The 12,677-nt window shown below is 42.4% G+C and carries 15 protein-coding genes; 14 read left to right on the forward strand and 1 reads right to left on the reverse strand.

Annotation, left to right across the window (positions count from 1 at the left end; genetic code table 11):
• Positions 1–6: 6 nt before the first annotated feature.
• Both OCV47_RS10650 and OCV47_RS10655 read left to right on the forward strand, forming a co-directional pair.
• Complete coding sequence (locus OCV47_RS10650; RefSeq protein ID WP_262655069.1) at positions 7–717, forward strand: phosphatase; 711 nt, start codon at positions 7–9, stop codon at positions 715–717.
• A 43-nt stretch (positions 718–760) separates the two neighbouring features.
• Entirely contained in the window at positions 761–1,054 is a 294-nt protein-coding gene (locus tag OCV47_RS10655; protein ID WP_117449085.1) for a YerC/YecD family TrpR-related protein, read from the forward strand.
• On the opposite strand, the gene OCV47_RS10660 is transcribed toward OCV47_RS10655, so the two are convergent.
• Complete coding sequence (locus OCV47_RS10660) at positions 1,029–1,619, reverse strand: DUF1836 domain-containing protein (protein ID WP_117449084.1); 591 nt, start codon at positions 1,617–1,619, stop codon at positions 1,029–1,031. The two genes, OCV47_RS10655 and OCV47_RS10660, sit on opposite strands and share 26 nt — an antisense overlap.
• 75 nt (positions 1,620–1,694) lie before the next feature.
• Between OCV47_RS10660 and pcrA the strand changes: the two genes are divergently transcribed.
• The 12 genes from pcrA to OCV47_RS10720 all read left to right on the forward strand — a co-directional run bounded on the left by pcrA (position 1,695) and on the right by OCV47_RS10720 (position 12,605).
• Positions 1,695–3,914, forward strand: a complete 2,220-nt coding sequence (pcrA, locus tag OCV47_RS10665) for a DNA helicase PcrA (RefSeq protein WP_262655071.1) — start codon at positions 1,695–1,697, stop codon at positions 3,912–3,914.
• 75 nt (positions 3,915–3,989) lie between these two features.
• Positions 3,990–4,271, forward strand: a complete 282-nt coding sequence (locus OCV47_RS10670) for a hypothetical protein (RefSeq protein ID WP_117449082.1) — start codon at positions 3,990–3,992, stop codon at positions 4,269–4,271.
• A gap of 90 nt (positions 4,272–4,361) precedes the next feature.
• Positions 4,362–5,747, forward strand: a complete 1,386-nt coding sequence (rlmD, locus tag OCV47_RS10675; protein WP_262655073.1) for a 23S rRNA (uracil(1939)-C(5))-methyltransferase RlmD — start codon at positions 4,362–4,364, stop codon at positions 5,745–5,747.
• Between the two features lie 252 nt (positions 5,748–5,999).
• Entirely contained in the window at positions 6,000–6,905 is a 906-nt protein-coding gene (locus OCV47_RS10680) for a ParB/RepB/Spo0J family partition protein (RefSeq protein ID WP_262655075.1), read from the forward strand.
• 97 nt (positions 6,906–7,002) lie between these two features.
• Positions 7,003–7,350, forward strand: a complete 348-nt coding sequence (locus OCV47_RS10685; protein ID WP_262655076.1) for a TnpV protein — start codon at positions 7,003–7,005, stop codon at positions 7,348–7,350.
• Positions 7,351–7,429: 79 nt separating this feature from the next.
• On the forward strand, positions 7,430–7,753 hold the full coding sequence (locus OCV47_RS10690) for a helix-turn-helix domain-containing protein (RefSeq protein WP_262655077.1): 324 nt from the start codon (positions 7,430–7,432) through the stop codon (positions 7,751–7,753).
• A gap of 251 nt (positions 7,754–8,004) precedes the next feature.
• Positions 8,005–8,949, forward strand: coding sequence for a ParM/StbA family protein (locus OCV47_RS10695; protein ID WP_262655078.1), 945 nt, complete (start codon positions 8,005–8,007; stop codon positions 8,947–8,949).
• On the forward strand, positions 8,946–9,398 hold the full coding sequence (locus tag OCV47_RS10700; RefSeq protein ID WP_262655079.1) for a hypothetical protein: 453 nt from the start codon (positions 8,946–8,948) through the stop codon (positions 9,396–9,398). Before OCV47_RS10695 ends, OCV47_RS10700 begins: the two co-directional genes overlap by 4 nt.
• An 81-nt stretch (positions 9,399–9,479) precedes the next feature.
• Complete coding sequence (locus OCV47_RS10705) at positions 9,480–9,680, forward strand: hypothetical protein (RefSeq protein WP_262655081.1); 201 nt, start codon at positions 9,480–9,482, stop codon at positions 9,678–9,680.
• 509 nt (positions 9,681–10,189) lie between these two features.
• Positions 10,190–10,570, forward strand: coding sequence for a MobC family plasmid mobilization relaxosome protein (locus OCV47_RS10710; RefSeq protein WP_262655082.1), 381 nt, complete (start codon positions 10,190–10,192; stop codon positions 10,568–10,570).
• Positions 10,519–11,760 carry a relaxase/mobilization nuclease domain-containing protein gene (locus OCV47_RS10715; protein ID WP_262655083.1) on the forward strand — a complete coding sequence of 414 codons (1,242 nt, stop codon included), beginning with the start codon at positions 10,519–10,521 and terminating at the stop codon, positions 11,758–11,760. The genes OCV47_RS10710 and OCV47_RS10715 overlap by 52 nt, the downstream gene beginning before the upstream one ends.
• 449 nt (positions 11,761–12,209) lie before the next feature.
• The gene (locus OCV47_RS10720) at positions 12,210–12,605 is read left to right on the forward strand and encodes a recombinase family protein (RefSeq protein ID WP_331481293.1); all 396 of its coding nucleotides are present in this window, start codon (positions 12,210–12,212) and stop codon (positions 12,603–12,605) included.
• Positions 12,606–12,677: the final 72 nt, after the last annotated feature.

Consider the following 12,677-nt stretch of genomic DNA (forward strand, 5'->3'; position numbering starts at 1 on the left):
GAAAAAATGAGAGATGTTTTGGATATACATACCCACACACTAATAAGTGGGCATGCTTATAACACCATTATGGAGATGGCTCATGCAGCGTCAGAAAAGGGCCTGGAACTGCTGGGAATTACCGATCATGCACCGGAGATGCCAGGTGGACCGCACCGTTTCTATTTCGATAATCTGAAGGTGATGCCAAGAGAGATAGACGGGATGCCGCTGCTGTTCGGTACAGAAATAAATATTTGCGATTTTGAGGGGAGACTGGATCTGCCTGAGTCTACATTGCAGAAGCTGGATGTGGTGATCGCAAGTCTCCATATTCCATGTATCAAGCCAGGTAGCAGAGAAGAGAATACACAGGCTATCGTAGCAGCACTGAAGAATCCGTATGTGAATATTGTCGGACACCCGGATGATGGCAGATATCCGGTGGATATGGAGCAGATTGTGTATACTGCAAAGGAAGAACATAAGCTGTTGGAGTTGAACAATCATTCGTTGGATCCGTCGGGTACCAGACAGGGAGCCAGAGAAAACGATATACAGATGCTGAAGTATTGCGTGGAGTATCAACAGCCGATTATCATGGGCAGCGATGCACACTGTATCTGGGATATACGAAATCATGATCTGGCGATAGCTTTGATGGAAGAAATGAAGTTTCCAGAGGAACTGGTGGTGAACCGTTCTGTTGAGGAATTCTTGAAATATGTCAGAAAATAATGCCCGAAAAAGGCATATTGAATGTAAAGGGAGGATGTAGAACATGAGCAAGACCGTCCATACAGAGGCAGTGAAGCATCTATTTGAAGCTGTGTTACAACTGGAAAATGTAGAAGAATGTTATCAGTTTTTTGAGGATGTGTGTACCATCAATGAATTGTTATCTCTGTCCCAGCGCTTTGAGGTTGCAAAGATGCTGACGGAAAATAAGACCTATCTGGAGATCGCTGAACAGACAGGCGCATCCACTGCAACCATAAGCAGGGTCAACCGGTCACTGAATTATGGCAATGACGGATATCAGATGGTATTCAGTCGGATGGAAAAGAATCAATAATGGATTCAATCAGTTGTTTTTTCATATAGACGTCGAAGCTGAGCAGACAGATAAAGGAAAACATTGTGAGAAATTCACGGTCTTTTTCCTCTGCCTCAGCAAAAGACTGACTGGCAGTCTGATATTTTTCCATCAGATCTTTTTTTAAATATTCCACCTGTTCTTTTTCCATACCAAAGACTTCATTATAGAGATCTTCCACATTCAGCCCATCCTCTTTCTGGAAGTAACGATCTGCCAGAGGAGTGAGCAGAGCCTGAATGTCGGAGATGGACAAAAAACTCTTGAAGTAGTAAATAAAAATCAGCATCAAGACATGTTCTTTGGAATATTTCTTTTTATTTGGAGAAGGAAGCAGGTGATTTTTTGCGTAATTATTGATCATGGTCTTAGTCAGAACCTTGTCATCTGGATAACGCTTGGAAGATGCCATCTGAGAGTCCATGAAAGTAGTCACCTGATCCATGTATAATTCAATGTTGGGGATATCCGCAGTCTTGATATAATCAAGATCAGATATATGTTCAAGAATGCTTTTTAGTATATCATCTTTATCGAGTTTCATAATTTAACGCCTCCTGACTAGATTATACAGTTTTCAAAACTACGTGGCAAGTATTTTTTACTGGAAAGGAAAAAAATGAGCAATTATGATACCTTAAATGAATGCCAGAAGCAGGCGGTATTCCATACAGATGGACCACTTTTGCTGCTGGCAGGTGCAGGATCTGGAAAAACCAGAGTACTGACCCACAGAATTGCATATTTGATAGAAGAAAAAGAAGTAAATCCATGGAATATTCTGGCGATTACATTTACGAATAAAGCAGCAGGGGAGATGCGGGAACGTGTGGATCAGCTGGTAGGATACGGTTCTGATGGAGTGTGGGTGTCTACCTTTCATTCTATGTGTGTGCGGATTCTAAGAAGATTTGCCGATCGTCTGGGATATGGAACGAACTTCACGATTTATGACGGAGATGATCAGAAGACGGTGATGAAAGATATCTGCAAACGCCTGGAGATCGATACCAAGGTATACAAGGAAAAGATGTTTCTGTCGGCTATTTCTCATCAGAAAGATGAACTGATAGGACCGACAGAATATGAGACACAGGTATTCGGAGATTTCACGAAGCGGAAAATTTGTGATGTATATAAGGAATATCAGGCTGCTTTAAAACGAAATAATGCTATGGACTTTGATGATTTGATTGTGAAGACAGTAGAATTGTTCCGTACCTGCCCGGATGTGCTGGAATATTATCAGGATCGGTTCCGATATATCATGGTAGATGAATATCAGGATACCAACTCAGCACAGTTTAAGCTGGTCAGTATTCTGGCAGAAAAATACCGAAATCTTTGCGTGGTCGGTGATGATGATCAGTCAATTTACAAGTTCCGTGGTGCCAATATCGGAAATATTCTGAATTTCGAGAAGGACTTTGAGGATGCCACAGTGATCAAGCTGGAGCAGAATTATCGTTCCACACAGAACATTCTGGATGCAGCCAATGGTGTGATCAGTCATAATATTGGACGAAAGGAAAAAGCTCTGTGGACGGAAAATGAGCGAGGAGATCAGATCACAGTGCGTCAGTGTATGACTTCTTTTGAAGAAGCAGATTACGTGACAGAAGATATTCACAGAAGAAAGAATAAGGGCGAATTTGATTATAAAGACTGTGCAATTCTGTATCGTACCAATGCCCAGTCCCGTCTGTTTGAGGAAAAGCTGCTGATGGCGAATATTCCATATAAGCTGGTGGGCGGCATCAATTTCTATGCGCGAAAAGAGATCAAGGATCTGCTGTGTTATCTGAAAACCGTAGACAATGCAAGGGATGATCTGGCAGTACGTCGTATTATCAACATCCCGAAAAGAGGCATCGGAGCAGCTTCACTGGCGAAAGTGCAGAACTATGCGGTAGACCGGGAGATCAGTTTTTATGCCGCACTGCAGGACGCAAAGAATATCGTTTCGCTGGGTAGGGCAGCCGCAAAGATTGAACCATTTGTGACTTTTATTCAGACACTGCGCAGTCAGGCTGAATTCTATAGTGTTCATGAGCTGCTTCAGTCTATTATAGATATGACAGGATATGTGGCAGAGCTTCAGGCTGAAGGAACAGATGAGGCCAAGGCCCGTATCGAAAATATTGATGAATTGATTTCCAAAATCGTGACTTATGAAGAATCTACCAAAGAGCCTTCCTTGAGCGGATTTCTGGAAGAAGTGGCACTGGTAGCAGATTTGGATGAGCAGGAAGAAGATGCCAACCACGTGGTGTTGATGACCTTACACAGTGCCAAAGGGCTGGAGTTTCCGAACGTCTATCTGACAGGTCTGGAAGAAGGGGTATTCCCGGGATATGCCAGCATCAATGCCGATGATCCTGATGAACTGGAAGAAGAGAGACGTCTGTGTTATGTGGGAATTACCCGTGCCATGAAGCATCTGACTATTACCTGCGCAAAGCAGCGTATGATGCGTGGTGAGACACAGTACTATCCGATCTCCAGATTCTTAAGAGAGATCCCTATTCGTCTGGTACAGACAGGAGGCGAGCATGTGAAAGTGGAGCAACCGGTGAAAAAGAAGCCGGATCCACACAGCCCATATATGCAGGCCAGAAAAGCGTTTCAGACGAAAGCCTTTGATCCCGACCAGTTCAGGGTGAAAAAGGCAGACAGTCTGGACTATGGGGTAGGAGACCAGGTACGCCACATCAAGTTTGGTGTGGGAACAGTGGAGAATATTATCGATGGCGGCAAGGATTACGAGGTGACAGTGAATTTTGAAAAAGCTGGTGTAAAGAAAATGTTTGCAGCTTTTGCAAAACTCAAGAAAGTGTAATTTTTGGGTGGTAAAAACAGGACATTAGTGATATACTAGAGAAAATACGAATCATGAAAGAAAGGAAGAACCGATATGAATAGAATTGAGGATTTATTAGCATTAATGCAGAAAAAAGAAGAGGAAAAACATAAAAATGCGATTCTTTGGGTTCTGGCAGTAATCGGTGCTGTGACAGCAGTTGCAGGTATTGCATATGCCGTTTACAGATATTTAACTCCTGATTATCTGGAAGATTTCGAAGACGATTTTGAAGATGACTTTGATGATTATTTTGAAGACGAAGATCTGGAAGATGAGAAAGATGCAGAAGATGAGATCTTTGTAGACGAGACAGAAGGAAAGACAGAGGAATAATTCACAAGAGGAATAAGGCAGATGCCACATGGCACCTGCCTTTTATAAGTTAAAGTGTGTACTTAGAAAAGAAGAGCAGGAGAAAGATAGATGAAAAAAGGACAGGTAGTAGAGGGTATTGTAAAAGAAATTCAGTTCCCAAATAAGGGAATGGTAGAAGTCGAAGGGGAAGAGCGGAAGGTGATTATCAAGAATGTCCTTCCAGGACAGAAGGTAAGAGCTTCTGTGAATAAGATTCGAAAAGGAAAGGCAGAAGGACGTCTCCTGGAAGTGCTGGAAAAGTCACAGGAAGAGATCGAAAGTGCATGTCCACATTTTCAGGACTGTGGTGGATGTACCTACCAGAATCTTCCATATGAGAAGCAGCTGGAGCTGAAGGCCAGTCAGGTGAAGGCACTTCTGGATCCGGTGTGTGAATCTTATGAATTTGAAGGAATCAAGGCAAGTCCATGTCAGTTTGGATACCGCAATAAGATGGAATTTTCCTTTGGAGACGAATATAAGGACGGACCACTGGCTCTGGGAATGCATAAGCGTGGCAGCTTTTATGATATTGTGACAGTAAAAGATTGTCAGATCGTTGATGAAGACTTTCGTAAGATTCTGGAAGCAGTGCTGGAATTCTATCAGCAGCAGGGAGCAAAGTACTATCACAAGCTGAGTCACCAGGGGTATCTGCGTCACCTTCTGGTGAGAAAGGCAGTCAAGACCGAGGAAATTCTGATTGATCTGGTAACAACGACTCAGACAGAATTCTGTGGTGGGGAAGAAACTAATCAGCTGACAGAATTGTCTGCACTGCTTCAGAGCCTGAATCTGAAGGGAAAAATTGCAGGAACTCTTCATACTCAGAATGACAGTCTTGCAGATGTGGTTCAGAACGATCATACCGATATCCTTTCTGGTCAGGATTATTTTTTTGAGGAATTGCTGGGATTGAAATTCCGCATTTCACCGTTCTCTTTCTTCCAGACCAATTCGCTGGGGGCAGAAGTACTGTATGATACTGCAAGAAGTTATGTGGGAGAGACAAAAGATAAAACCATTTTTGATCTGTATTCTGGAACCGGAACCATTGCGCAAATGCTGGCACCGGTGGCAAAGCATGTGATCGGTATCGAGATCGTAGAAGAGGCTGTAGAGGCAGCAAAAGAAAATGCAAAATTAAATGGACTGGATAATTGTACGTTCATTGCGGGAGATGTGTTAAAAGCCATTGATCTAGTAGAGGAAAAACCAGACTTCATCGTACTGGATCCACCGAGAGACGGTATTCATCCAAAGGCACTGGAAAAAATCATCCATTTCGGAGTAGAACAGATGGTGTACATCTCCTGCAAGCCAACTTCACTGGCCAGAGACCTGGAGATCTTGCAGGCACATGGGTATGTGCCGGAGAAGGTATGCTGTGTAGATATGTTTCCTGGAACGGTGCATGTGGAGACGGTGTGTTGTCTACATCGGGTGAATTCGTAGAAGTCCTTTGTTTTAGGCACTTTGCGAGATATATGAGTTTCGCACCTACAGGTAAACAGGGACGAAAAAAGCAGATTATGGACGGAATCGAGGTATCGGTAGTTCTGCATCTGGTATGAGTGGACACATGAAAAAGAAAATTTCATTTTTATTTGAATATCGTTAAAACAGTCAAAAGGACGCTTGTTTTTCAGAATTTCTGAGAGGTAAGAGTCCTTTTCTTTTATTCAGATTAAATGGAGGATAATTGAAATGTCAAAGAAAAGAGTAGTGTGTTCATCAAAGGATTACGAGTCGGGTGAAGGTATTGTTCTGGTAAAGGTTTCAGAACTTCATGATTTTAAAGACCATCCTTTTAAGGTGGAGCAAAATCAGGAATTGTTTGAATTACGCCAAAGCATGGAAAAGGAAGGGGTTCTGGTTCCGCTGTTAATCCGCCATAATACGGATGGTGACGGTTATGAAATTATCGCAGGACACAGAAGAAAGGCGGCAGCCATATGGGCAGGTATGGAAGAAGTGCCAGCCATTATCCGTGATTTGGACGATGACCAGTCAATCATTGCGATGGTAGACAGTAATCTCCAAAGAGAAAAAATTCTGCCGAGTGAAAAAGCATTTGCCTATAAGATGCGACTGGAAGCAATGAAACATCAAGGCAGAGTAGATGATATGACTTCGGACCCATTGGGACCGAAGTATATGGAAAACAATCGCAGCAATGAACAGCTTGCCCGGATGGTGGGGGAAAGTGTGACACAGATTAAAAGATATATTCGTCTGACAAAATTGATTCCAAAGATTTTGGATATGGTTGACCGGGAGCTGCTTGCAATTCGTTCAGCGGTGGAAATTTCCTTCCTGACGGAAGCAGAACAGTATGAACTTCATGCTGTGATGGAACTGGAACAGTGTGTCCCAAACATTTCGCAGGCGAACCGGTTAAAGCGGATGAGCCAACAAAAATGTCTTGATATGGATATGATTTACGAAATTTTGGAGGAAATCAAGCCGAACCAGAGGGAACAAATCAAAATCCCACTTGAGCGGATCGGAAAGTATTTCCCGGCAGATTATACGCCGGCTCAACAGGCAGACTTGATTGAAAAGTTACTCAAAGGGTGGGCACAGAAGAATAGGAAAAGTAATGTGCATTAGGTATTATAGAGAAAGACTTTTTCCCATTTTTGGGAGAAAGTTAACGTCAGACGATGGTGACGCAATATATGATTACGAAATGGAGTGTGAAGAAGCTATGAAACTGAATTATAGGAATGTAAACGGATATTTGCTTCCAGAACTGGAGTATAAATCCGGAGAACAGATGACACAACTTGGAAAATATGGATTCCTACGCAGAGATTATCTGAAAAATCATAAACGGGCGAAATATCAGGTAATGCTTTTACAGGACACGATAGGAGAACATCTTCTGGAGATTGACCAGGCGGCAAGAAAACGGGAAGAGATTATCCTGAGAGAGATGGAAAAAAGTGATCCGTTGCCAGAGAAAGGGGTTGACCAGATGGCTTGGGTAAGGGCTGCTAACAAACACAGAGCAATCGCAGAGGAAATCATTTTAGAAGAACTGATTTACGTTTAATGAAATAATAAATAAACAGAATAAATGAAGGAAAAGGCACAGGTCATGAAAATTGATTTGTGTCTTTTTTCATAAGGAGGTGAGGAGCTTGGCACAGATTTTTCGTGTGGAGAGAACTAAGAATTATACGGTAATGAGTAATCACCATTTCAAGAATAAGAATCTGACATTGAAAGCGAAAGGCTTATTGTCGCTGATGTTAAGCCTACCAGACGATTGGAATTATAACATGCAGGGACTGGCAACATTGAGCAGAGATGGAATTGATTCTGTTCGTTCCGCAATTAAGGAATTAGAGCATCATGGATATGTGGAACGTCACAGATTGCGTAACGAATATGGCTTTTATGGAGATACCGAATATATTATCCGGGAAGTTCCATTAGGAGAAGAAAATGATTGAATGGAGATGAGAAGAGCCTAAAGGTGGATAGTCCAATTTGGGACAATCAGGTCATAGGAAATTCCTATCTCCGGATATCAGAAAACAGGAAAACCAGATATGGGTAATCCCATATTGGAAAATCCATCACTATTAATAATCCATATTATCAAATATGAATTATTAAAGAACCAGTAAATAAAATATCCATCTTATCAATTCACGTAAGTATTAATAGGATCGGATAAGAAAAGAAAGAACGAGGTATGATTATGAGAATGATGAAAAACAACAAAAATGAAACAATTATGGTGATTGGAATTGATCACGGTTATGGAAACATGAAAACAGCAACCAGGTGCTTTACGTCTGGTGTAGTCAGATACGAGAAGGAGCCCATCTTTCAGAATAACCTTCTTGTTTATAATGGGCTGTATTACCAGATCGGTGAAGAACACAAAGAGTTCTGTGCAGAGAAAACACAGGATCTAGACTATTATGTGCTGACGCTGGCTGCGATTGCCAGAGAATTAGACGGAAAGGGAATGAATCAGGTGAAGGTGCATCTTGCGGCAGGACTTCCACTGACTTGGGTGGCTTCACAGAAAGAAGACTTCCAGAAGTATCTTCTCCAGAATGATAGCGTGGACTTCACATTCCGCAATAAAGAATATCATGTGGAGTTTGTCGGAGCTGATATTTATCCACAGGGATTTGCAGCAGCTTTTTACCGATTACAGGACTTTAAAGGAATCAATATGCTGGCTGATATCGGAAATGGAACTATGAATATTATGTATATCAACAATTCTCGCCCGGTAGAGAAAAAATGCTTTACAGAGAAATATCGAACACATCAGTGTGTGCTTGCTGTCAGGGAATCATTGCTGAAGGAGCTGGGAACAGTGGTGGATGATCTGGTGATTGAGCAGGTGATCCGTGCAGGAACTGCCGATATTGGAGAAAAATCTCTCTCTGTGATTCGTAAAGCTGCCGGAGAGTATACAAAAGAGATTTTCCATAAGCTGAGAGAACGGGAATACAACCCGGAACTGATGCGTCTGTATGTGGTCGGTGGAGGCGGCTGCATGATTCAGAACTTTGGTGACTATGATAAAGACCGAGTGACCATCGTGCGTGATATTTGTGCTACAGCCAAAGGCTATGAAGCCATGACAGCAAGAAAAATTCAGAAAAACGGAGGGGTACTTGTATGAGAAAAGAACGGAAAATCATTAATACAAATATTCGCTTGAACCTCTGTGATGAACAGGACAGACAGGCATGGGAATATTTGCAGACAATGGACAGGCAGAAGTATAAGTCCTATACCAGAGCGGTTGTGGTAGCTTTGAATGATTACTTCTCCAGAATATATCGAAATGAAGCTGATCCGTATCTGGAAACCAGAGAAAAGGAAGATGCGTTTCTGGAAAGAGTGGAAACAGCTATCCGGGATGGTGTGAAGGAATCCGTCCCGATGGCTATGGCGAAGAATCTTCTGGAAATGCTTGTACCGTTTGTGAAGGAATCGGTAGGAGATAATAATTTGCCGAATATGGCAATGACGATGGAGAAACCAGATAATGAGGCTACAGATAATACGCTGGACTGGGAACAGGAGGCAGATATGGATGCGGCATTGGATTTTGCAGACAGTTTTTAGCTAATTACAAAATGGCAGTAACAGGAGAACCGACTGACAGTACAAAATTGTTTTGCGAAAACAAAATAGAAGAAAAAAACAATGGCAGTGATAGCATTTCTGTTGGTGAGAATCGGGGAAATGTTTATGGCTGTTATTTTTATGTCTTTCATCAGAAAAAGAGAATGGTTTGGAAGAAAAGAAGCAGAAATAGTGAGAAATTATGACAGAAAAGCGTTGGCAGCCGGGAAACGCTGCATAAGCATGGGAGAAAAAGATAAGAGTGCCGGATACGGCACATAATTGTCCGATACTCCGCATCGGAGTGGTGCATAATCAGCCTGCTTCGGAAAGAGAAAATTTGTTGAAAGGGGAGCTTTTCTATTTCCTCTACAGTCTGCTTCTGCACCACAAAACCACTGTCATCTCGATCAAAATTTGGTATCGCATGGAGGAGAAAACTGATTAGCAGGGGCTGGCTAAGTGGTGGAGAGATGACAGGCAAGTTTCGCAAAGTGGCAAGCCACTCTGCACCGGAGCCAGCCTTTGGGCTGTTCCTAAACTTGCCAAAGGGCTCCGCCCCTAGGACCCCGGAAGGATTTCATCCTTTACAATCCTGAGCCGCTGTTCATGTTTCTGTCGTTTCAAAATGTTCACAGGACATTCTGAAACAATAGAAACAGGCCAGATAGGCTTTGCCCTGCACCCACCAAAGGGGCATCAGTACCCCTTATGGAATCCCTTACAAGCCGAAAGATTACTGAATGATATATATGAAAATAGCAGTGTAAAAATGAAGGAGTGAAATGATTATGAGAAAAAGAAACCATACCGTTACTATACGGATGAATGAGAAAGAATATGCTCTGCTCCAGCAAAAGATAAAAGAATCCGGTCAGACACAGCAGGCAGTGGTACTTGCGGCAATTAAAAATGTGGAGCTTGTATCAGAGGAGGTAGAAGAAGAACTGAAAGTACTAAGTCAGAGATTGGGAGAAACAAACCGGTTGCTTCGTGGTGCCACAACAAATATTAACCAGATTGCGCATCATATGAATGCAGGAGGTTTTTATCCCAGAGCAGATGTTTTTAACAGTCTCAACGAAAATATATCAGGATATCGGAAGGAGTGTGAAAAGATATGGCGATCAATAAGACAATTAATAAGCGGACAAATTCCCATGGGGCAATGAGAAACTGTATTGAATATGTCCTCCGGGAAGGAAAAACAGATCAGCATCTTGTCCATATCATTGGTCCATATCCTTACGAAGAAGTGAATTATGATCTGGTGTACCAGTCATTTCTGGAAGAAAAACGATTGTGGGGAAAGGATTCGGGAAGGATGTATGCCCATAATGTGATTTCCTGGCATAAGGATGAAAAGATTACACCGGAACAGGCATTGGAATTTGGCATTGCATTTGCGGAGAAATGGTTTTCTGGTTTCCAGACGGTGGTCAGTGTCCATAAGGATAAAGACCATATCCACTGTCACTTGGTTACAAATTCTGTGAGCTATGAAAACGGGAAAAAATTGCATAATTCGAGAAAAGATCTGGAACGGATGAAGCAGCTGACGAACCAGATGTGCCGGGAACGGGGGCTTACTGTTGCTGGAAAAGGAAAACATTTTGATGGCAGCCAGATTGAGACGGGGGAAGTCATTGCATGGAGTAAAGATAAATATAATCTGTTCCGGCAACAGAAAAAGGATAGCTTTGTTGCAGACTGTGCAATGGTGGTTTTAACTGTTATGGAGTCCTGCATCAGCCGGGAGCAATTTATCAAAGAAATGGGAAATTTGGGATGGAACGTAAACTGGACAGAAAATAGAAAGCATATTACGTTTCAAAATTCGGAAGGGAAGAAAGTACGTGACAGTAATCTTTCTAAAACTTTCCATCTTAAAATCAGTAAAGGGGAATTAGAGGATGAATTTATCAGAAATGAGCAAAAAGAAAGGTGTATTACCGGCAGAGACGACACAGCAGATGCCGATCTTGCACGATACTATCGACAAGTGGAGGAAGCTGTTGCAGGAACAAGCGGAGGCATTGTCGAAAGTAAATACAGAAAGGGACAGACTTCTGGAAATACAAAGAAAGGATCAGGAAAATATCCAGAAATGTCTGGAACGGATGCGGGAGCTTCGAGAAAATCTTCAGAAGATCTCATCCGAAAATCAGAAGCTACAAGACGAGCTTCAGAAGCTAACCGAGGAAAATCAGAAACTGCAAACCGAATTGTCCAGAACGCAGAATATCAATCTGTCGCTGCAGAGAAGCAACGACGATCTGCGGAACAGGAACGGGCTGCTGAGCAGGAAAGAGCAAGAGCAGCTCGAAGAAAAAATAAGAGACGTACAGGACCGGAACTCTAAACTGGAGAAAATGGTAGTACAGTCTTCTGTGGAGGCTGTTGAAGAGGCACTGAAAAAGCAACAGGAAGCAGAAAAGCGGATGTGTTCATTGGAATTACTGATGAAAATGGAAAGAAGAGATGCTGCCTGTCAACTTGAAAAACAAAAAGACAAATGAAAAAGAAAACCATGGAGATAGAAAAACAGCGAGATTTCGGGTGGTTAGGTTTATTAATTTGTTGCTTACTATTCATTATATTTGTTTTCATTTGGTAACGAGTTTATGGAAAAGCCAGTGCTTTAGAATGTTCGGTATAGTGGCGTGAGTATTTTATCCAACAGAATCAAGTGCGGATGCTGCGGAGGATGCAAGAAAAATACCGTCCGATATTCGGCACATTATTCTCCAATATAGACTTGATACAGTGCGGTTATTACGGGAATATGTCACTGCGAAAGGAGGTGGTTTCATGCCAAGAATCAGACAAATCACGCCGGGTGTGACGCAGCTAAAGCGCAAGAAGCGAGTTGCTGCTTATGCCCGTGTCTCCGAGGAATGTGAGGTGTTGCTGCATTCCCTGTCAGCACAGGTCAGCTACTACAGCACCCTCATTCAGAATAACCCCGAATGGGAATATGCGGGGGTCTATGTTGACCAGGGAATTACCGGAACAAGTACAGCACACCGAGATGGTTTCAATCGCCTGGTGGCAGACTGCAATGCAGGAAAGATCGACATGGTGCTGGTAAAGAGCATCAGCCGATTTGCCAGGGACACGGTTGATTGCCTGAACACGACCAGACATCTGAAAAATCTGGGAATAGCGGTTTACTTTGAACGGGAGAAGATCAACTCCCTAGTATAATAATGATGTAGTCAATGAAGACTACTTGATTAACAAGTTTCTATAAATCAGATAACAGAAGAGGGTGTTCTT

Source organism: Muricoprocola aceti (genome assembly GCF_025567005.1).
In the GTDB taxonomy this organism is placed as follows: Bacteria; Bacillota; Clostridia; order Lachnospirales; family Lachnospiraceae; genus Marvinbryantia; species Marvinbryantia aceti.